Source organism: Mycobacterium sp. NGS50 (genome assembly GCF_059812545.1).
This window is the reverse complement of the sequence record NZ_JCALCW010000017.1, coordinates 1-18,500: the sequence shown is the minus strand read 5'-3', so window position 1 is coordinate 18,500 and position 18,500 is coordinate 1. Positions and strand designations below refer to the sequence as shown.

The 18,500-nt window shown below is 68.2% G+C and carries 18 protein-coding genes; 13 read left to right on the top strand and 5 right to left on the bottom strand.

The annotated features are described in order from the left end of the window. Positions 1–6 precede the first annotated feature (6 nt). Positions 7–1,110, top strand: a complete 1,104-nt coding sequence (locus AC5Y36_RS13655; protein ID WP_500041456.1) for a D-alanine--D-alanine ligase family protein — start codon at positions 7–9, stop codon at positions 1,108–1,110. Positions 1,111–1,125: 15 nt separating this feature from the next. Here the strand turns inward: AC5Y36_RS13655 and AC5Y36_RS13650 are convergent, their stop codons facing one another. Then, entirely contained in the window at positions 1,126–1,647 is a 522-nt protein-coding gene (locus tag AC5Y36_RS13650) for a DUF3515 domain-containing protein (RefSeq protein ID WP_500041455.1), read from the bottom strand. A gap of 36 nt (positions 1,648–1,683) precedes the next feature. Here AC5Y36_RS13650 and AC5Y36_RS13645 point away from each other — a divergent pair, with 36 nt between their 5' ends. The 3 genes from AC5Y36_RS13645 to AC5Y36_RS13635 are packed head-to-tail and all read left to right on the top strand — an operon-like array spanning position 1,684 to position 3,620. Further along, positions 1,684–2,643, top strand: coding sequence for a thiamine-phosphate kinase (locus AC5Y36_RS13645; protein WP_500041454.1), 960 nt, complete (start codon positions 1,684–1,686; stop codon positions 2,641–2,643). A gap of 9 nt (positions 2,644–2,652) precedes the next feature. After that, positions 2,653–2,943: a DUF1330 domain-containing protein gene (locus tag AC5Y36_RS13640; RefSeq protein WP_500041453.1), complete on the top strand. Its 291-nt coding sequence runs from the start codon at positions 2,653–2,655 to the stop codon at positions 2,941–2,943. Beyond that, a complete protein-coding gene (locus AC5Y36_RS13635) occupies positions 2,940–3,620 on the top strand; it encodes a uracil-DNA glycosylase (RefSeq protein WP_500041452.1) in 681 nt (226 codons plus the stop codon). The genes AC5Y36_RS13640 and AC5Y36_RS13635 overlap by 4 nt, the downstream gene beginning before the upstream one ends. 18 nt (positions 3,621–3,638) lie before the next feature. On the opposite strand, the gene AC5Y36_RS13630 is transcribed toward AC5Y36_RS13635, so the two are convergent. Both AC5Y36_RS13630 and rpmB read right to left on the bottom strand, forming a co-directional pair. Then, a complete protein-coding gene (locus AC5Y36_RS13630) occupies positions 3,639–4,523 on the bottom strand; it encodes a hypothetical protein (protein WP_500041451.1) in 885 nt (294 codons plus the stop codon). A gap of 100 nt (positions 4,524–4,623) precedes the next feature. Further along, positions 4,624–4,818: a 50S ribosomal protein L28 gene (gene rpmB / locus AC5Y36_RS13625; RefSeq protein ID WP_500041450.1), complete on the bottom strand. Its 195-nt coding sequence runs from the start codon at positions 4,816–4,818 to the stop codon at positions 4,624–4,626. 264 nt (positions 4,819–5,082) lie between these two features. On the opposite strand from rpmB, the gene AC5Y36_RS13620 reads away from it, so the two are divergent. The 3 genes from AC5Y36_RS13620 to AC5Y36_RS13610 are packed head-to-tail and all read left to right on the top strand — an operon-like array spanning position 5,083 to position 9,637. Further along, positions 5,083–6,717 (top strand): DAK2 domain-containing protein, encoded by a 1,635-nt coding sequence (locus AC5Y36_RS13620; RefSeq protein WP_500041541.1) that lies wholly within the window; start codon positions 5,083–5,085, stop codon positions 6,715–6,717. Between the two features lie 2 nt (positions 6,718–6,719). After that, entirely contained in the window at positions 6,720–8,930 is a 2,211-nt protein-coding gene (gene recG, locus AC5Y36_RS13615) for an ATP-dependent DNA helicase RecG (protein WP_500041449.1), read from the top strand. Further along, positions 8,927–9,637: an HNH endonuclease family protein gene (locus tag AC5Y36_RS13610; protein WP_500041448.1), complete on the top strand. Its 711-nt coding sequence runs from the start codon at positions 8,927–8,929 to the stop codon at positions 9,635–9,637. Before recG ends, AC5Y36_RS13610 begins: the two co-directional genes overlap by 4 nt. 76 nt (positions 9,638–9,713) lie before the next feature. Here AC5Y36_RS13610 and AC5Y36_RS13605 read toward each other — a convergent pair whose 3' ends face one another. Both AC5Y36_RS13605 and AC5Y36_RS13600 read right to left on the bottom strand, forming a co-directional pair. Further along, positions 9,714–10,544, bottom strand: a complete 831-nt coding sequence (locus AC5Y36_RS13605; protein WP_500041447.1) for an aldo/keto reductase — start codon at positions 10,542–10,544, stop codon at positions 9,714–9,716. A gap of 1 nt (position 10,545) precedes the next feature. After that, positions 10,546–11,379: an aldo/keto reductase gene (locus tag AC5Y36_RS13600; protein WP_500041446.1), complete on the bottom strand. Its 834-nt coding sequence runs from the start codon at positions 11,377–11,379 to the stop codon at positions 10,546–10,548. Between AC5Y36_RS13600 and AC5Y36_RS13595 the strand changes: the two genes are divergently transcribed. From AC5Y36_RS13595 to coaD, 6 genes are all read left to right on the top strand, one after another. After that, positions 11,378–12,475, top strand: a complete 1,098-nt coding sequence (locus AC5Y36_RS13595) for an alpha/beta hydrolase (RefSeq protein ID WP_500041445.1) — start codon at positions 11,378–11,380, stop codon at positions 12,473–12,475. The two genes, AC5Y36_RS13600 and AC5Y36_RS13595, sit on opposite strands and share 2 nt — an antisense overlap. A 55-nt stretch (positions 12,476–12,530) precedes the next feature. Beyond that, on the top strand, positions 12,531–13,277 hold the full coding sequence (locus AC5Y36_RS13590) for a DsbA family protein (protein WP_500041444.1): 747 nt from the start codon (positions 12,531–12,533) through the stop codon (positions 13,275–13,277). After that, positions 13,274–13,900 (top strand): vitamin K epoxide reductase family protein, encoded by a 627-nt coding sequence (locus AC5Y36_RS13585; protein ID WP_500041443.1) that lies wholly within the window; start codon positions 13,274–13,276, stop codon positions 13,898–13,900. Before AC5Y36_RS13590 ends, AC5Y36_RS13585 begins: the two co-directional genes overlap by 4 nt. A 13-nt stretch (positions 13,901–13,913) precedes the next feature. Next, entirely contained in the window at positions 13,914–17,297 is a 3,384-nt protein-coding gene (locus tag AC5Y36_RS13580) for a pyruvate carboxylase (RefSeq protein WP_500041442.1), read from the top strand. Continuing rightward, the gene (gene rsmD / locus AC5Y36_RS13575; RefSeq protein WP_500041540.1) at positions 17,294–17,848 is read left to right on the top strand and encodes a 16S rRNA (guanine(966)-N(2))-methyltransferase RsmD; all 555 of its coding nucleotides are present in this window, start codon (positions 17,294–17,296) and stop codon (positions 17,846–17,848) included. Before AC5Y36_RS13580 ends, rsmD begins: the two co-directional genes overlap by 4 nt. Positions 17,849–17,927: 79 nt before the next feature. Continuing rightward, positions 17,928–18,413, top strand: a complete 486-nt coding sequence (gene coaD, locus AC5Y36_RS13570; protein ID WP_500041441.1) for a pantetheine-phosphate adenylyltransferase — start codon at positions 17,928–17,930, stop codon at positions 18,411–18,413. Positions 18,414–18,500: the final 87 nt, after the last annotated feature.

Genomic DNA, 18,500 nt, shown 5'->3' with positions numbered 1-18,500 from the left:
TAGGTTGTGAGTGCCCCCAGTCGTACCCGGGTGGCCGTCGTGTTCGGCGGCCGCAGCAGTGAGCACGCCATTTCGTGCGTGTCGGCGGGCAGCATCCTGCGCAACCTGGATCCGCAGCGCTTCGAGGTGGTCGCGGTCGGCATCACCCCGGGCGGCTCCTGGGTGCTGACCGACGGTGACCCGGCGTCGCTGGCGATCACCGATCGGCAACTGCCCGGCGTCACCGCCGCCTCCGGCACCGAGCTGGCGCTGGCCGCCGACCCGCAACGCGCCGGCCAGCTGCTGGGCGTGGGCGCCGGCGAGGTGCTGGCCTCGGTTGACGTGGTGTTCCCGGTGCTGCACGGCCCCTACGGGGAGGACGGCACCATCCAGGGACTGCTCGAGCTGGCCGGGGTGCCCTACGTCGGTGCCGGGGTGCTGGCCAGCGCTGCCGGGATGGACAAGGAGTTCACCAAGAAGCTGCTGGCCGCCGAGGGACTGCCGATCGGTCCGCACGCCGTGTTGCGGGCATCGCAGCCCACGCTGGACCAGCGGCAACGTGAGCAGCTGGGGCTGCCGGTCTTCGTCAAACCCGCGCGCGGCGGTTCGTCGATCGGGGTCAGCCGGGTGACGAACTGGGATGAGCTGCCCGCCGCGATCGCCGACGCTCGCCGCCACGACCCGAAGGTGATCATCGAGGCCGCGATCGACGGACGCGAATTGGAGTGCGGGGTCCTGGAATTCCCGGACGGCACCGTGCAGGCCAGCACGGTCGGGGAGATCCGGGTGGCCGGGGTCCGCGGCCGAGAGGACTCCTTCTACGACTTCGCCACCAAGTACCTCGATGACGCCGCCGAGCTGGATGTGCCCGCCAAGATCGACGACGAAGTCGCCGATGCCGTGCGGGCGCTGGCGATCCGGGCGTTTCGGGCCCTCGACGGCCAAGGACTGGCCCGGGTGGATTTCTTCCTGACCGACGCGGGGCCGGTGCTCAACGAGGTCAACACCATGCCCGGCTTCACCACGATCTCGATGTACCCGCGGATGTGGGCGGCCAGCGGCGTCGATTACCCGACTCTGCTGGCCACGATGGTGGACACCGCGGTGGCCCGCGGCGTGGGATTGCGCTGAGATCTCGGCGGGAAATCAGCCCACCGGCGCCGGGTTGATCGGCACCGCTGTGACGGTGTCACCTATCAACCGGGACAGCTGTTGGATCGGCGCCGGGCCAGATCCGGGCGGCAGCGTCAGCGCCAGATAGACCGGCCGGTCCACCGCGTACCAGGTCGACCGGTCCTCGTCGCGCAGCTGGAACCACTGCACGGCATCGACGGCCTGGATCGGTGAGCCGACCACGAACTCGTCGGGACGGTCCAATCCGCACCGCAACACGACCGGGTCACCGTCTCCGCGCCAGGCCGCGGCGCCCTCGGGTGCGGGTTGAGCGATGGTGGCGCGTTCATAGTCGCCGAGTCGCTGGGGCAGCGCGTCCAGCAGGGTGTGGCAGATCGGGTCGCCGGCGTGCGGGGCCGGTACCGCGGCCAGCACCATCGGTGCTTGCGGTGGGTGATGGGTCGCCGCGAACGCCAGCACGACGCCGATCAGGACAACGGGCAGCACCAGCGCGGCGATCAGCGCGGCGCGCGGCGGACCACCGTCCTCGCTCATCGTCTGGCCTCCACGTCCGTTGCCTAGACTCCACCTGTGACTCGGGATCCTGGCCCCACCATGGGCCGGTTGGGAGAGTTTCCCATGATCGACCGGTTGGTGGCGGGCCGGCACCAACCGGACAGCACTGTGTTGGGGCCCGGTGACGACGCCGCGGTCGTGGCTGCCGGCGACGGGCGCACCGTGGTGTCCACCGACGTCCTGGTCGAAGGCCGGCATTTCCGGCTGGACTGGTCAACCCCGCATGATGTGGGTCGCAAGGCGATCGCCCAGAACGCCGCCGATATCGAGGCGATGGGTGCGCGCCCCACCGCGTTCGTCGTCGGCTTCGGTGCGCCCGCTGACACCCCCGCCGAACAGGTCAGCGCGCTCGCCGACGGGATGTGGGCAGAAGCCGGGGGGATCGGTGCGGGCATCGTCGGCGGCGATCTGGTCCAGTGCCCGCAGTGGGTGGTGTCGGTGACCGCACTGGGGGAATTGGACGGCCGCACACCGGTGCTGCGGTCTGGCGCGCGGGCCGGGTCGATGGTGGCCATCGCCGGAGAACTGGGACTGTCAGCAGCCGGATATTCTCTGTGGCGCAAAGGTATCGACGGGTTCGAGGAGCTCAAGCACCGGCATCTGGTGCCGCGACCGCCCTACGGTCTGGGCCGCGCGGCGGCAGAGGCGGGTGCGCTGGCGATGACCGATGTATCCGACGGCCTGATCGCCGATCTGCGGCACGTTGCGCGGGCGTCGGGGGTGAGTGTCGACCTGAGCTCGGGCGCGCTGGCCACCGATTGTCAGGTGGTGCGCGCGGCCGCCGACGCGGTCGGCGACCAGCCCTTGTCGTGGGTGCTGACCGGGGGAGAGGACCACGCCCTGGTGGCGGTGTTCGCCGGCCCCGTTCCGGGCGGATGGCGGGTCATCGGCCGAGTGCTCGACGGTCCAGCCGCGGTACTGGTGGACGGCCGTGAATGGGACGGCTCTGCGGGCTGGGAGTCCTTCGACGTTTAGGGTGGCGCGGTGACCGTCTACGCGATCGCTCAACTCACATTCACCGACCGCTCCGCCTACGACCGGTACCAGGCGAACTTCATGGAGGTGTTCGGCCGCTACCGTGGCGCGCTGCTGGCAGCTGATGAGTCTCCCCGGGTGGTGGAAGGCCAGTGGAACCGGGACAAGGTGGTGCTGATGTCGTTCCCCAGCGAAGAACTATTCCGCGATTGGGCTGAATCGGCCGACTACCAGCATATTTCGAAGGATCGGCGGGCAGGCGCCGATACGGTGGTGCTGCTGGCGGAAGGTCTGGCGTGACTCCGCGTCCGTTGAGTGAAATCGTCGAACCGGGTTGGGCGGCGGCGCTGCAACCGGTCGCCGACCAGGTGGCCGCTATGGGGCAGTTTCTGCGCGAGGAGATCGCTGCTGGACGCAACTATCTGCCGGCTGGGCCGAACGTGTTGCGTGCCTTCACTTCTCCGTTTGACGATGTCCGTGTGCTGATCGTCGGCCAGGACCCCTATCCGACACCGGGGCATGCGGTGGGGCTGAGCTTTTCGGTCGCCGCGGATGTGCGTCCGCTGCCACGCAGCCTGGAGAACATCTTCGCCGAATACGCCACCGATCTGGGTCATCCGCGACCGTCGTGCGGAGATCTGACCCCGTGGGCGCAGCGCGGCGTGCTGCTGCTGAACCGGGTGCTCACCGTGCGCCCGGGTAACGCCGCTTCGCATCGGGGCAAGGGCTGGGAGGCGGTCACCGAATGTGCGATCCGGGCACTGGTGGCCCGTGGGCGGCCGATGGTCGCGATCCTGTGGGGCCGCGACGCGTCGACACTCAAGCCGATGCTGGGTCCTGATGCGGCGGTGATCGAATCGGTGCACCCGTCGCCGCTGTCAGCCTCGCGCGGATTCTTCGGGTCCCGGCCGTTCAGCCGCGCGAACGAGCTGCTGGTGCAGCGCGGCGTCGACCCGATCGACTGGCGGTTGCCGTAGCGGAGACTGTTCCACCTGTCACGGTGTGAGCAGGCGCGCACCGTGGTCGGCGAGGAACGGGCTGATCAGGTCGACCACCACCCAGTGCCGGTCGGGGGCGACAGCGATGATGATGCCCAGGTTTTCGGTGACACCGCCGAGTTCGGCGGTGACCGGCGACCCACGCACCCAGGGATAGATGGCGTCGTCCGGATCGTCGGCTGCGATCACGACGCGTTCAATGCCAGCGGGTAGGTCGGCCAGCGCAGGTGTGGTGGCGGGGTTCAGCACGTGCCCGGTAGCCACGTGGCCGAAGCTATCGATCCATCTCGCTGGCGCGCGCCACGCCAGCTGGGCGGCCTCGACGATCCCAGATGACGCGCTTGCCCCATTGATCCTGCTGTCGACCGGCAGCACCCAGCTGCCCGGCCCGGCGCCGAATACCGCCAGCGGCGAAGTCGGGATCGTCCAGGGATGGTCGGTGTTTGTCGGTTGGCCATCGCCGCGGTCCAAGATGGTGATCTCACCGACCTTGATCTGTTGCCAAGACGGACGCAGGGTTTTCGTGACGAACACCGCGGCGTGCGCGTCGCCGTGTGCGCACTGGGCGGCGGTAACGAAGCCGGGGCGTCGGTTGCCGCCGGGCCGCGGGTAGTCGATGGAGAAGCCGGTAAGGCAGAGCCTGGAGTCATCGGTGACGTCCTCACCCACCCTGATGGGTGCCCCTGGACCCAATACCGACACCGGGCCGGGCACCAGGGTGCCCTCGTTGATGGTGGGCGGAAAGGCGTCGAATGACTGTGTGGCCGGGTAGCCTGCGGCCGGTGTACTTGCTGGCTTATCCGTGGCCGCTGATCGGCAGCCCGCAATGTTCAGCCCGACCATGAGCACCAGCGTCGTGACCGTCACCCGATACCGGGTCATTAACGCACTCTAAACCGCCGCGACGGAGGTGAAGATACGCAAAATCGGCCACCGTCGACGTGACGGTCGAGGACACGCGTACCCGCGGTGAGACGGAACCCTAGCCGCGGGTGACTTTGCCGGCCTTGATGCAGGACGTGCAGACGTTGAGACGCTGCTTGTTGCCGCCGGGGCGGGTCACCGCATGTACGGTCTGGATGTTCGGGTCCCAGCGACGGCTGTGCCGACGGTGCGAATGCGACACCGACTTACCGAAGCCGGGGTGCTTCCCGCAGATATCGCACACGGCAGCCATGACTGAACTCCTCGAAACGTCTGCTTGAGGGCCGATAAACTCTCGCCCTGCTCTTCCTCGGACCGTCCCGGCCCGCATCGTCGCAGTGCGGCGACCCTGGGGGTGTGACCCGACAACCTGATCAGGATAGCTGTCGCGGTGGGTAACTGGCAAAACGATACACAGCTGGCGATATGTGGTGGGTGCTGTCGGCTGTACTGGATAGGCTGGCGCCCACCGGAGGTGCGAGGAGGTGGGTGACAGGTGGGTCGGTCGGAACGGCAGTTGGATGCGGCTGCCCTGCGCGACTGGGCCCACACCGCGGTCGGTGACCTGATCCGCCACACCGACGAGATCAACCGGCTCAATGTGTTCCCGGTCGCTGACGCCGATACCGGCACCAACATGCTGTTCACCATGCGTTCGGCGCTGGCCGAGGCCAACACCGAAGCCGGCACCGGTGACGTGGTTCGCGTCGCGGCAGGGCTGTCCATCGGTGCCATTCACGGTGCTCGCGGCAACTCCGGGGTGATCCTGTCCCAGATTCTGCGGGGTATCGCCGACGTCACCGCCGACGCCGCCGCCGCCCGCGGTGGTGAGCTGCGTCACATCGACGCCGCGGTGCTCGGAGCGGCGCTGAACCACGGCGTCGACCTGGTCGTCGCGTCCCTGGGAGGCCAGGAGGTTCCCGGAACCATCGTTTCGGTGCTGCAGGCCGCCGCCGGGGCGGTCGAACGCTGCGCCGGCGGCGGCGGGGATCTGCCCGCCGCGCTCAGCGCCGCGGGCGAGGCGGCCGTCATCGCGCTGGATAAGACCCCCGAACAGCTCGATGTGCTGGCCAACGCCGGTGTGGTGGACTCCGGCGGACGGGGCCTGTTGGTGCTGTTGGACGCGCTCAACTCGACGGTCACCGGCTCGGCGCCGCCGCGCGGAGTCTACGAACCCGCGCCGCGCGCGCCCCAGCCCGAGGCCGCTACCGAGGCGCGCGGTCCGCAGTTCGAGGTGATGTACCTGCTGCACGGGTGCGACGACGCCGCGGCGGATGCGCTGCGGGACCGGCTCGGCCAGATCGGGGAGTCGGTGGCTATCGCTGCCTCGAGTGCAACCGGCGGGTATTCGGTCCATGTGCACACCGACGACGCCGGCGCGGCCATCGAGGCCGGACTGGCGGCCGGGCAACCGAGCCGCATCCAGATTTCGGCGCTACTGGCGGGCACCGGGCCGGCACCGGGCAGTTGGGCCCGGGAGCGGGCGGTGCTGGCCGTCGTCGACGGCGACGGTGCCGTCGAGCTGTTCGGTGGCGAAGGGGCGTGCGTATTGCGTCCGGATCCGGATGCGCCGGACCCGACGACGGTGGTCAGCGCCCAGCAGTTGTTGCGGGCGGTGGTGGAGACCGGCGCCGCCCAGGTGATGGTTTTGCCGAACGGGTATGTCGCCGCCGAGGAGTTGGTGGCCGGGTGCACCGCCGGTATCGGCTGGGGCGTCGACGTGGTGCCGGTACCGACCGGGTCGATGGTGCAGGGTCTGGCGGCGCTGGCCGTGCATGAGCCGGGCCGGCCGGTCGTCGACGACGGGTACACGATGGCCCGGGCGGCCGGCGCCGCACGGCACGGGTCGGTGCGCATCGCGACCGAGGAGGCGTTGACCTTCGCCGGCACCTGCCTGCCGGGTGACGGCCTGGGCATCGCCGGCGACGAGGTGCTGATCGTGGCCGAGGATGTCGGGGGGGCGGCCATCGGGCTGATCGACCTGCTGTTGGCCGCCGGTGGTGACCTGGTGACCGTGCTGATCGGTGCGGAGATCCCGGCATCGGTAGGCGCGGTGCTGGAAACCCATGTGCACGACCGCCATCCGGGTATCGAGCTGGCGACCTATCGCACGGGACACCGCGGTGACGCCTTGCTGATCGGGGTCGAATAGCCGTGGTGGGGCTGGCGGACCGGCTGGACTACATCGTCGGTGGTGATGCCGCCGGCAAGCTCGATGAGGTCTTCGGGATCCACACCGTCGGTGCGCTCTTGCGGCACTATCCACGCAGTTATGTCGAAGGCGCGGCGGTCCGCGGCGTCGACGACGCGCGGCCCGAGGCCGGTGAGCACATCACGCTGGTGGACACGATCACCCAGGCCGTGATGAAGGATATGACCAAACGCAAGGGGAAGTACCTGGTGATCACCATCGGCACCGGCCGAAATAAGGTGACTGCGACCTTCTTCAACGCCGAGAAACTGCAATACAAGCTCAAGAAAAACGTGCGGGTGATGCTGTCCGGACAGGTCGGATTTTTCAAGCAGACGATGCAACTGACGCACCCCGACTTCCTCATAATGGACGAGCCGGGCACGAAGCGGAACTTCGGAAGTGACTCGCTGCGCAACATAGCCAAGGCGTCGGAGGCCGTCAGTGGGGAAGTGCTGCAGTCGGAGTTCGAGCGGTCGTGTTACCCGATCTATGCGGCCAGCACCAAACTGCAGAGCTGGGACATCTTCGCCTGCGTGCGTCAGGTGCTCGAGGTGCTCGACCCGATCGACGACCCGCTGCCGGAAGCACTGCTCACCGAGCATGACTTGATCTCCGAAGACGAGGCGCTGCGTGCCATCCATCTCGCCGAAAGCGGCGCGTTGCGTCAACGTGCCCGCGAGCGGCTCACGTTCGACGAAGCCGTCGGTCTGCAGTGGGCGCTGGTGGGTCGCCGGCATGGCGAGCAGGCGCAATCCGGGCCGGTGGCCCCGCACCGCCCTGGCGGGCTCGCGCACACGTTGTTGCAGCAGTTGCCGTTCGAGTTGACTGCGGGTCAACGTGACGTGCTCGAAGTGTTGTCCGCCGAGCTGGGCGCTGCCCGCCCGATGAACCGTCTGCTGCAAGGTGAAGTCGGATCCGGAAAGACCATCGTGTCGGTGGTGGCGATGCTGCAGATGGTCGACGCCGGGTATCAGTGCGCATTGCTGGCGCCGACCGAAGTGCTTGCCGCCCAGCATCTTCGGTCAATCAGTGACGTGCTGGGGCCCCTGGCGCAGGGCGGCCGGCTCGGCGGCGCCGACGACGCCACCTCGGTGGTGCTGCTCACCGGATCGATGACAGCGGCACAGAAGAAACAGGTCCGCGCCGAGATCACCAGCGGCGCGGCCGGGATTGTGGTCGGTACCCACGCGCTGCTGCAGGACGCGGTGGAGTTCGAGCGGCTGGGCATGGTGGTGGTCGACGAGCAGCACCGGTTCGGTGTCGAGCAGCGAGACCAGTTGCGCGCCAAGGCTCCTGAAGGCATTACGCCGCACCTTCTGGTGATGACGGCGACGCCGATTCCGCGCACCGTGGCATTGACCGTCTACGGCGATCTGGAAACCTCGACGCTGCGGGAACTGCCGCGCGGGCGTCAACCGATCACCACCAACACCGTTTTCGCTGCCGACAAGCCGACCTGGCTGACGCGGGCGTGGCACCGCATCCGTGAAGAGGTCGCCGCCGGACGGCAGGCCTACGTGGTGGCACCCCGCATCGACGACACCGAAGCGTCCGAAGGAGAGGGCAGGCCGTCCGCGACCGCCGAGGACCTGTTCGCTCGGCTGGGCCGAAATGAGCTGTCCGGCTTGCGGCTCGGCCTGATGCACGGTCGCCTGACCGCCGAGCAGAAGGATGCGGCGATGGCAGCGTTTCGGGCGGGCACGGTCGATGTGCTGGTGTGCACCACCGTCATCGAGGTCGGCGTCGACGTTCCCAACGCCACGGTCATGTTGGTGATGGACGCCGACCGCTTCGGTATCAGCCAGCTGCACCAGTTGCGCGGCCGGATCGGGCGCGGTAGCCACCCCAGCCTGTGCCTGCTGGTCACCTGGGTCTCCGAAGGGTCCAAATCCGGGCGCCGGCTGCAGGCCGTCGCCGGCACCCTGGACGGGTTCGAGCTGGCCGATCTGGACCTCAAGGAGCGCCGCGAAGGTGATGTGTTGGGCCGCAGCCAGTCCGGCCGCGCCCTCACGCTGCGCCTGTTGTCGCTGGCCGACCACGCGGACATCATCGAGGCGGCGCGGGAGTTCTGCACCCGGGCCTACCAGCAGAACCCGCACGATCCCGGGCTGGCCCTGGTCGCCGCACCCTTCACCGACTCGGAAGCGATCGAATACCTGGACAAGTCATGAAACCCAAAACACTGTGCTGGCTGTTGGCGCTGGCCGTGGTGGCGGTGCTGGTCGCCTATCAGGCCGTGCAAACCGCCGGTGATCACGCCGACGCGTTTCGCGCCAGCGCAGGCGTCCCCACGGTGCAGGCCGGCTCCGACGTGCTGGCCGGCATCACCGTCGTCGCGGTTCGAAAACACAACCGCAACTACCAGCGCAGCGCGTTCGGAGACGCCTGGGACGACGAGAACGACGCCCCGGGTGGGCACAACGGGTGCGACACCCGTGACGACATCCTCAACCGTGACCTGGTGGACGCCACCTACGTGCGGACCAAGCGTTGCCCCAATGCGGTCGCCACCGGCACCCTGCACGATCCGTACACCAATGCCACGGTCGATTTCCGGCGCGGCCCGAAAACCGGAGAGTCGGTGCAGATCGACCACATCGTGCCGCTCGCGCTGGCCTGGGACATGGGGGCCAGCGCGTGGCCGTTTCCCAAGCGGCTGCGGTTCGCCAACGATCCGGCCAACCTGCTGGCCGTGCAGGGACAGGCCAACCAGGACAAGGGCGACGCGCAGCCGGCGCTGTGGATGCCGCCCAACGCGGCGTTCCACTGCCAGTACGCGATGCAGTTCATTGCGGTTTTGCGCGGATATGAGTTGGCGGTGGACGCGCCCTCGGCCGATGCCCTGCGTAAGGCGGCGGCCACCTGCCCGGCCGGGTAGGAGAGTTGCGTGAGCAGACGTAAAAGTGCCCCAAAACCAGCGTTTTGGGGCACTTTTACGTCTGCTCGGCGGGGGACTAGACCCCGCTGTAGGTTTCCGGGTCCTCCCGGAACCGGGTGCCGTCGTCCAAGCCGCTCAGCGCATCCATGTGCTCGGCGGCCAATTCGAAGTCGAACACATCCAGGTTGGCGGCGATGCGCTCGGCGTCGGTGGAGCGGAACACCACCGCGGTACCCAGCTGCAGGTTCCACCGCAGCAGCACCTGCGCCGGGGTGCGGCCGTACTCCCCGGCGACCGAGCTGACCGTCGGATTCTCCAGCAGGGCGCCCACCCCCAGCGGGCTGTAGGCCTGGGTGACGACGTTGTGCTCGGCGTTGACGCCACGCAGCTCCGCCTGGTTGAGCAGCGGATGCAACTCGATCTGGTTGACCGCCGGCGTCTCGAAGGTGAGGTCGATGACCGTGGTCAGGTGTTCTTCGGTGAAGTTGCAGACGCCGATCGAGCGGGCGTGCCCGTCGCCCCGCATCTGGATCAGGCCGCCGTAGCTGTTCACGTATTCGCCGAGTGCCGGGGCCGGCCAGTGGATCAGGTACAGGTCGACGTAGTCCAGGCCCAGCCGCTCCAGGCTGGCCTTGCAGGCGTCCTGCGAAGCGGTGAACCCCTGCTCGGCGTTGGCCAGTTTGGTGGTGACGAACAGTTCGGCGCGCGGAATGCCCGAGGACGCGATCGCCCGCCCGACACCAGCCTCGTTGCCGTAGACCGCGGCGGTGTCGATCAACCGGCAGCCGAGCTGCAGCGCCGTGGACACCGCGCGTTCGGCGTCGGCGTCCGACAGTTCGCCGACACCGATACCGAGCACCGGCATGGTGTTGTCGTCGTTGAGTCCGATGGAGGGGACGGACGTCATCTCACCTGCCTGTGAAGTTGAAGGTTCGTGGATCGGGGCCCAGTCGGGTGCCGTTGTCGAGGGAGGATATCGAAGCCATCTCCGCTGCGCCGAGTTCGAAATCAAACACGTCGAAGTTGCTCACGATCCGCTCGGGGTGCACCGACTTGGGGATCACGATATTACCGAGTTGGATATGCCAGCGAACCAGCACCTGCGCCGGAGTCCGGCCGCACCCGTCGGCGACGGCGGTGACGGTCGGATGGGTCAGCAGGCTGCCGCGTCCCAGCGGCGCCCAGGCTTCGGTGGCGATGCCCCACTGGGCATGCGCCTCCCGCAGTGCCGTCTGTGGGTATTGCGGATGCAGTTCCACCTGGTTGACCACCGGCACGATGCCGGTTGCGTCGATGAGAACCGTCAGGTGCTCGGGTTCGAAATTGCTCACCCCGATGGACCGGACCCGTCCCTGGTCGCGCAGGCTGGCGAAGGCCTTGAAGGTGTCGACAAAAGTGTTGAGCTGCGGACATGGCCAGTGCACCAGGTACAGATCGAGGTATTCCAAGGCGAGCCGGTCCATGCTGGCGTCGAAGGCGGCCATGGTGGCGTCGTAGCCCTGATCGGCGTTCCACAGTTTGGTGACCACATACACCTGGTCGCGAGCCAGGCCCGACTCGGCGATCGCGCGGCCGGTCGCGCGTTCGTTGCCGTACAGTGCGGCGGTGTCGATGTGGCGGTAGCCGGCCTGCAGTGCCGTCGACACTGCTTGCTCGGTGTCCTCCGACGGAATCTTGAAAACGCCGAATCCGACAGCAGGAATCGAATTACCGTCGTTGAGCGTGACCAAGGGAGCAGCCATGACACAGAGTCTGCCAGGCGTCGATGGTGCGCCCGGGGCGCGCCGGGCCGAACGCCTGCTCGGTGCCGCCACCAGTGTGGGACTCAAAGTCATGCCGTGGCTGCCGGCCGGGGCCAAGTGGCTGATGGCCGGCGGACGGTCGGTGACCATCGACGGCAACACGCTGGACCGCACGGTGCAGGTGACGCTGGCCGGCCAGCGTGCCATGGGCGTCAAGGGCCTGATGAGCGCCGATCCGATCACCTCGCGGGCCCGGATGCGGCAGACCTGCCTGGCACTGGGCGGGGGGCCGATGAACGTCGCGGTGACCGAGCTGAGGCTGCCCGGGCCCGCCGGTGAGATCGCGGCACGGCACTACCGTCCGCCCGGCAACCGGCCGGCTCCGCTGCTGGTCTTCTACCACGGCGGCGGGTTCGCCATCGGTGACCTGGACACCCACGATGCACTGTGCCGGCTGACCTGCCGCGACGCCGGCATCCCGGTGCTGTCAATCGACTACCGGCTGGCCCCGGAGCACCCGGCTCCGGCCGCGGTGGAGGACGCCTTCGCCGCATTCCGGTGGGCGCACGCACACACCGCCGAATTGGGTGGGATCACCGGGCAGGTCGCGGTCGGCGGCGACAGCGCCGGCGGCAACCTGGCAGCCGTGGTGGCCCAGCTGGCGCGGGACGACCGCGGGCCGGCGCCGGTGCTGCAGTGGTTGCTGTACCCGGTCACCGATTCCACCGCGCACACCCGGTCACGCACCCTTTTCGGTGACGGCTTCCTGCTGACCAAGAACGACATCGACTCGTTCCAGCATTGGTACCTGGACGGCTCCGATGTGGAGGCCGGTGATCCGCGGATCTCGCCGCTGCTGGCCGATGACCTGTCCGGGCTGGCGCCGGCGTTGATCGCGACCGCCGGGTTCGATCCGCTGCGAGACGAAGGCGAGCAGTACGCGGCCGCGCTGCGTGCCGCCGGAACCACCGTCGACCTGCGCAGCATGGGATCGCTGTGCCACGGCTTCGCCAACCTCTTCCCGCTCGGTGGTGCCAGCACCACCGCGACGGCGCAGCAGATCTCGGCGCTGCGCGCGCACCTGAGCCGGGCATGACCGGGCCCCGTGCGTCGCCGGTACCCTAGAGCCGTCAACCGAACGTGAGGAACCCGTGGCCAACAAACCCAAACGCCCCGAGCGCTTCGACCTGAACGCCGCCGGGCGCCGCCGCAACATCATCATCCAGGTCTTGCTGGTGCTCGTCGTGGTGATCTTCGCGGTCAGCCTGGTCGGCTACATCATCCACAAGAAGCCGCCCACCGGTGATCGGGCGGTGCGGGTGACCTCGGAGAAGCTGGTCAAAAACGAGGCCGGTGACCCCAAGGCCGTCGTGACGTTCTACGAGGACTTCCTGTGCCCGGCCTGCGGCAACTTCGAGCGCATGTTCGGGCCGACGGTGTCCAAGCTCATCGACATCGGCGCCGTCGCCGCGGACTACCACATGGTGGGCCTGCTCGACAGCGCCTCAACCGACCACTATTCGTCGCGGGCAGGCTCGGCGTCCTATTGCGTCGCCGACGCGTCGATCGACGCGTTCCGGCGGTTCCACACCGCGCTGTACACCAAGGAGATCCAGCCGCAAGAGGTCGGCGGAAACTACCTGGACAACAAGCGGTTGACCGAGTTGGCCCGCCAAGCCGGTGTGGTCGGTGACGTTCCGGGCTGTATCGAGAGCGGCAAGTACACCAAGATGGTCGCCGGGATGGCCAAAGAGGCCCACATCCGCGGCACCCCGACCGTCCGCATCAACGGCACGGACTACCGGTGGTCGACGCCGCAGGCGCTGGTCGCCAAGATCAAGGAAATCGTCGGCGACGTACCAGGTCTCGACGCAGTGGTGGCCCCGCAGGCATCGTGACCGTCGCACCGCCCGAATCCAGCACCCCGGTCCCCACCGGCTCCGCTTCGGAGAACGCGGTTCACCCGCTGAGCGCCTGGTGGGTGCTGATCGCCGGGGTGGTCGGGCTGGTCGCGTCGATGACGTTGACCGTGGAGAAGATCCGGCTGCTGGCCGACTCGTCGTACACGCCGTCGTGCAACTTCAACCCGGTGTTGTCCTGCGGGTCGGTGATGGCCACCGCGCAGGCATCGGTACTCGGATTCCCCAACCCGCTGATCGGCATCGTGGCGTTCACCGTGGTCATCGTCAGCGGCGTGTTGGCTGTGACCAAAGTGGAGCTGCCTCAGTGGTATTGGGCGGGTCTGGCGTTGGGCACCCTGGTCGGCGCGGGCTTCGTGCACTGGCTGATCTTTCAGAGCCTCTACCGCATCGGGGCGCTGTGCCCGTACTGCATGGCGGTGTGGTCGATCACCATCCCGCTGCTGGTGGTGTTCACATCGATCGCAGATCGGCCGATCCGGGGACACAGAATTTTGCAGATTTTGCACCGGTGGCGATGGACAATAACTGCGCTATGGTTCGTCGGGTTGATCGTGTTGATTCTCATTCGGTTTCAGAACTACTGGTCGACATTTTTCTAGGTAAGGGGCGCAGGTGATTTCGAAGGTTTTGGTCGCCAACCGCGGCGAGATCGCCATCCGCGCATTTCGGGCCGCATGTGAGCTGGGTGTGGGCACCGTCGCGGTGTACCCGTACGAGGATCGCAACTCGATGCACCGGCTCAAAGCCGACGAGTCGTATCAGATCGGCGAGGAAGGCCACCCGGTGCGGGCCTACCTGTCGGTCGACGAGATCGTCGAAACCGCCCAGCGCTGCGGCGCTGACGCGGTGTACCCGGGCTACGGGTTCCTCTCGGAGAACCCCGAACTGGCTGCCGCCTGCGCGGCCGCGGGCATCACCTTCGTCGGGCCCAGCGCCGACGTGCTCGAACTGGCCGGCAACAAGGCCCGCGCGATCGAGGCTGCCCGCCAGGCGGGTCTGCCGGTGCTGTCGTCCTCGGCGCCGTCGTCGTCGGTCGATGAACTGATGGCCGCCGCTGCCGAGATGGCCTTCCCGCTGTTCGTCAAGGCCATCGCCGGTGGCGGCGGACGCGGAATGCGCCGGGTGGCCGAGATCGATGCGCTGGCCGAGGCCATCGAGGCCGCCAGCCGGGAGGCTGAATCGGCGTTCGGAGATCCCACTGTCTACCTCGAGCAGGCGGTGATCAACCCACGTCATATCGAGGTGCAGATCCTCGCCGACACCTACGGCAACGTCATCCACCTCTATGAGCGCGACTGCAGCGTGCAGCGCCGCCACCAGAAGGTCGTCGAACTGGCGCCCGCGCCGAACCTGGATCCCGCTGTGCGGGAGAAGATCTGCGCCGACGCCGTCGCCTTCGCGCGCCATATCGGATACAGCTGTGCGGGCACGGTGGAATTTCTGCTCGACGAGCGGGGTCATCACGTCTTCATCGAGATGAATCCGCGGATCCAGGTGGAACACACCGTCACCGAGGAGATCACCGACGTCGACCTGGTCTCCAGCCAGTTGCGGATCGCGGCGGGGGAGTCGTTGGCGGATCTCGGCCTGTCTCAGGAGGCGATCAACCCGCACGGCGCGGCGCTGCAATGCCGGATCACGACCGAGGATCCGGCCAACGGCTTTCGCCCCGACACCGGCCGGATCGCCGCCTACCGCAGCCCCGGCGGAGCCGGTATCCGGTTGGATGGTGGCACCAACCTCGGCGCGGAGATCAGCGCCCACTTCGACTCGATGCTGGTCAAACTGACCTGCCGGGGCCGCGATTTCAGCACCGCGGTGAACCGGGCCCGCCGCGCCATCGCGGAGTTCCGGATTCGCGGGGTATCCACCAATATCCCGTTTCTGCAGGCGGTTCTCGACGATCCGGATTTTCAGGCCGGCCACGTCACCACGTCGTTCATCGACGAGCGTCCGCAACTGCTGACCGCCCGCTCCTCGGCGGACCGCGGCACCAAGATCCTGAACTACCTGGCCGATGTCACCGTCAACAAGCCGCACGGCTCGCGCCCGTCGACGGTGTACCCGCACGACAAACTGGCCGACATCGACCTGGATGCCGCGCCGCCGCCGGGATCCAAGCAGCGGCTGGTCGAGCTGGGCCCGGAGGGCTTCGCCCGCTGGATGCGCGACAGCCCCGGTGTGGGCGTGACCGAGACGACGTTCCGTGATGCGCACCAATCGTTGCTGGCGACCCGGGTGCGCACCAGCGGGCTGGTGCGGGTCGCGCCCTACATCGCCCGGATGACCCCGCAGCTGCTGTCGATGGAGTGCTGGGGCGGGGCCACCTACGATGTGGCGCTGCGGTTCTTGAAAGAGGACCCGTGGGAGCGGCTGGCCGCGCTGCGCGAAGCGATGCCCAACATCTGCCTGCAGATGCTGCTGCGCGGGCGCAACACCGTGGGCTATACGCCCTACCCCGAACTGGTGACGTCGGCGTTCGTGGAGGAGGCCACCGCCACCGGGATTGACATCTTCCGCATCTTCGACGCGCTCAACAACGTCGACTCGATGCGTCCGGCGATCGAAGCGGTACGCGAAACCGGTTCGGCGGTGGCCGAAGTCGCGATGTGCTACACCGGCGATCTGACCAACCCGGCCGAGGACCTCTACACCCTGGACTACTACCTGCGGTTGGCCGAACAGATCGTCGACGCCGGTGCGCACGTGCTGGCCATCAAGGACATGGCCGGACTGCTGCGGGCCCCGGCGGCCACCGCGCTGGTGGGCGCGTTGCGCAGCCGATTCGATCTGCCGGTGCACGTGCACACCCACGACACACCGGGCGGCCAGCTGGCCACCTACGTCGCGGCCTGGAAAGCCGGGGCCAGCGCCGTCGACGGCGCGGCCGGGCCGCTGGCCGGCACCACCAGCCAGCCTGCACTGAGTTCGATCGTGGCCGCCGCCGCGCACACCGAATACGACACCGGGCTGTCGCTGGAGGCAGTGTGCGATCTGGAGCCGTATTGGGAAGCGATGCGGAAGGTGTACGCGCCGTTCGAATCCGGCCTGCCGGGCCCGACCGGCCGGGTGTATCGACACGAAATCCCGGGCGGCCAGTTGTCCAATCTGCGCCAGCAGGCGATCGCGCTGGGGCTGGGTGACCAGTTCGAGAGCATCGAAGAGAATTACGCCGCCGCCGACCGGATCCTGGGCCGGCTGGTCAAGGTCACCCCGTCGAGCAAAGTGGTCGGGGATCTGGCGCTGGCGCTGGTGGGCGCCGGAGTCAGCGCCGACGAATTCGCCGCCGACCCGGCCCGGTTCGACATCCCCGATTCGGTGATCGGGTTCCTGCGCGGCGAGTTGGGCGACCCGCCCGGCGGCTGGCCCGAGCCACTGCGCAGCCGGGCGCTGGCCGGCCGTGGCCCGGCGCGACCGGTCGAGGAGTTGTCCGCCGACGACGAGGAGGTTCTGGCGGCGGCCGGGCCGAAGCGGCAGGCGCGGTTGAATCGGCTGTTGTTCCCCGGTCCGACAAAGGAATTCGAGTCCCACCGCGAGCTGTACGGAGACACCTCACAGCTATCGGCCAACCAGTTCTTCTACGGGCTGCGTGAAGGCGAAGAACACCGGGTGCAGCTCGAGCGCGGCGTGGAGCTGCTGATCGGGCTCGAAGCGATCTCGGAGCCCGACGAGCGCGGCATGCGACGGGTGATGTGCATCATCAACGGGCAACTGCGTCCGGTGCTGGTGCGCGACCGCAGCATCGCCAGCACCGTTCCGGTCGCGGAAAAGGCCGATCGGACCAATGCCGGTCACGTCGCCGCCCCGTTCGCCGGCGTGGTCACCGTCGGGGTCTCCGTCGGCGACGCCGTCGAAGCCGGGCAGACGATCGCCACCATCGAGGCGATGAAGATGGAGGCCGCGATCACCGCGCCGGCTGCCGGTACCGTGCAGCGCATCGCCGTCTCGGCCACCGCGCAGGTCGAGGGTGGGGACCTGCTGGTGGTGGTGAGCTGACCCGCATCGTCGGCGGTGCTGCGGGGGGACGGCGTATCGCGGTCCCCCCGCGCGGCACCCGGCCCACCACCGACCGAGTGCGTGAGGCACTGTTCAACGTGCTCTCGGCGCGCATCGACTGGGCGGGTCTGCGGGTGTTGGATCTGTATGCCGGGTCCGGGGCGCTCGGTTTGGAGGCGTTGTCGCGGGGTGCGGCCACGGCGCTGTTCGTCGAATCCGACCAACGGGCGGCAGCCGTCATCTCCAGCAATATTGCTGTGGTCGGCTTGCCCGGGGCGGTGCTGCGGCGCGGCAGCGTGGCGTCGGTGCTGTCGTCCGGTGCCGGATCCCCGGTGGACCTGGTGCTGGCCGACCCGCCCTACGACGTGGACGCCGCCGACGTCGACGCCCTCCCGGCGCTGTTGGTCCGACACGGCTGGGTGGTGTCGGGCAGCGTCGTGATGATCGAGCGCGCGGCGTCGAGCCCGGCGGTGAGCTGGCCGGAGGGCTGGGAGCTGTGGCCGGCGCGGCGGTACGGCGACACCCGTCTCGAGCTGGCCGAAGTCAGCTGAGCGGGAACCGCAAGGGCGGCGCAGCCGGGCTCGGCGGGTTGGCGTCATCGGGCTGAGCCTGCTGCTAGCGTCGTGACCCATGAGTGGCGCGGTATGCCCGGGCTCGTTTGATCCGGTGACCCTGGGGCACGTCGACATCCTGGAACGCGCGGCCGCCCAGTTCGATGAGGTGGTGGCCGCGGTACTGGTCAACCCGAGCAAGAAGGGCATGTTCAGCCTCGACGAACGCATCGAGATGATCGAAGAGTCCACCGTGCATCTGCCGAACGTGCGCGTCGAGTCCGGCCGCGGCCTGGTCGTCGACTTCGTGCGCGAGCGCGGTTTGACCGCGATCGTCAAGGGCCTGCGCACCGGCACCGACTTCGAATACGAGCTGCAGATGGCGCAGATGAACAAGCACATCGCCGGGGTGGACACGTTCTTCGTGGCGACCACGCCGCGGTATTCGTTCGTGTCGTCGTCGTTGGCCAAAGAGGTGGCGACGATGGGTGGCGACGTGTCGGACCTGCTGCCCGAACCGGTCAACCGGCGACTTCGGGCCAAGCTGGATTCAGCGGCCCGCTAAGCCGCGCCCAATGTCGGCTTATGTCACGCTTCCGGCCGCGGAGCGTGCGTCAACCCGACATTCGGCGCCAGGCCTCGGCGGCGCGGG

What these genes read in the sequence shown, in the direction of transcription:
- rpmB (WP_500041450.1), bottom strand. Translation starts at nt 4,818, where the DNA reads ATGGCTGCCGTGTGCGATATCTGCGGGAAGCACCCCGGCTTCGGTAAG.
- AC5Y36_RS13595 (WP_500041445.1), top strand. Translation starts at nt 11,378, where the DNA reads ATGACACAGAGTCTGCCAGGCGTCGATGGTGCGCCCGGGGCGCGCCGG.
- coaD (WP_500041441.1), top strand. Translation starts at nt 17,928, where the DNA reads ATGAGTGGCGCGGTATGCCCGGGCTCGTTTGATCCGGTGACCCTGGGG.
- AC5Y36_RS13600 (WP_500041446.1), bottom strand. Translation starts at nt 11,379, where the DNA reads ATGGCTGCTCCCTTGGTCACGCTCAACGACGGTAATTCGATTCCTGCT.
- AC5Y36_RS13650 (WP_500041455.1), bottom strand. Translation starts at nt 1,647, where the DNA reads ATGAGCGAGGACGGTGGTCCGCCGCGCGCCGCGCTGATCGCCGCGCTG.
- AC5Y36_RS13605 (WP_500041447.1), bottom strand. Translation starts at nt 10,544, where the DNA reads ATGACGTCCGTCCCCTCCATCGGACTCAACGACGACAACACCATGCCG.
- AC5Y36_RS13610 (WP_500041448.1), top strand. Translation starts at nt 8,927, where the DNA reads ATGAAACCCAAAACACTGTGCTGGCTGTTGGCGCTGGCCGTGGTGGCG.
- AC5Y36_RS13630 (WP_500041451.1), bottom strand. Translation starts at nt 4,523, where the DNA reads ATGACCCGGTATCGGGTGACGGTCACGACGCTGGTGCTCATGGTCGGG.